1 protein-coding gene is annotated in these 1,193 nt (G+C 32.9%); it reads right to left on the bottom strand.

What is annotated here, in order from left to right:
* Positions 1-388: 388 nt before the first annotated feature.
* Positions 389-1,193: hypothetical protein (locus ACOVQ4_RS17830; protein WP_421821971.1), on the bottom strand; the 805-nt coding region annotated here is incomplete at its 5' end.

Raw genomic sequence — 1,193 nt, 5'->3', positions numbered from 1 at the left:
CCAAGACTAAGTCTTGAACTAGTAACTTCAATTTTGTCCAGTAATCAGGTTAACATTATATCGGTTGTTATAATATATTAATAATCAAAAGGTTAACCTTGTACTTAGGCTTTCAGGTATCGGCTTTCAGCGGTGGGCTTTGGAAAAATGCATCTCCGTGGTCGTTAAAAACATTTTAACACTCTTTGCCTTGTGCCTGTTGCCTAGTGCCTAAATACATAGATTAAATCTTATTCTGCACGAATACTTAAATTTAGAAGGCTCTGTATCTTAAAGAAGCGTAATGGTAAAATGTAGTTTCAAAAAAGGCGGTTGAAAACTAATTTCAACCGCCTTTTTTGATGAATAGCTTAAATGTAACATTGAACTGTCTTACGCTGAATAATCGCTAATTGTCAGATGCGTACATCAAGAAAGTCATCAGTCTGTCGAAGGTTTGTAGCTCATGTTCTGAAGCCCATGAAAGAACAAGCCCTTTTTGATGTTTTTCGGATAAATCGTTAAACTGTTTATGATTCAGCAGTTTGGCCACAATCATTCCTTTAAACCGTCGATGAGATTGATTATACACATATTTACACGGCTGATTTGGTTTTTCGTTGAAAAGAGTATTTAGTGATTCTAAGGTTGAATATTTTGCTAAAAAATCAAAACCTCTCGACAGTAAGAAATTACGAATATCTTCACAAGCATCCTCCAAATCGGATTCTGTTTGTATTTTGTACTTAAAATTTTTTGAATCGTTGAATTTGCCAATAGAAACCACCAAAGTATTAGCATCTTCCCAATAGTCTCTATAATTTCCTAAGTACTGTTGTGCGATTTTTTCAACTTTTTCGAATCTACAGCCAATATTTACATCCAACAGTATTTCGGTGTCATAAGCGTTGTAGGTAAAAATTACATTCGAAAAACCCGTAGAGGTAATCTTACGGTATTGCTTTTTTTCGGACATCAGAAAATAGTCATGTTCAAAAAAAAACTTGTTTAGTTTTTCATATAATTGAAGTTCGAATGTCTGAATATTCATAGAAAATCTAATAAAGTGTGTGTTTTTTCTAGCTATTTGAGAAAAAAAGTTGTGATATAAAATTAGTATAAATGAAATACCAATAGGTAAGTAATTGTACAAAATAAAATTTAAGTACTCGGTATTAGGCTGTAAGCCGTAGGCTTTAGGCAATAGGTGTATA

Origin of the sequence: Flectobacillus sp. (assembly GCF_049240685.1) — a bacterium.
In the GTDB taxonomy this organism is placed as follows: domain Bacteria; phylum Bacteroidota; class Bacteroidia; order Cytophagales; family Spirosomataceae; genus Flectobacillus.
The sequence above is the reverse complement of the archived record's forward strand: the minus strand, read 5'-3'. Positions and strand labels throughout refer to the sequence as shown.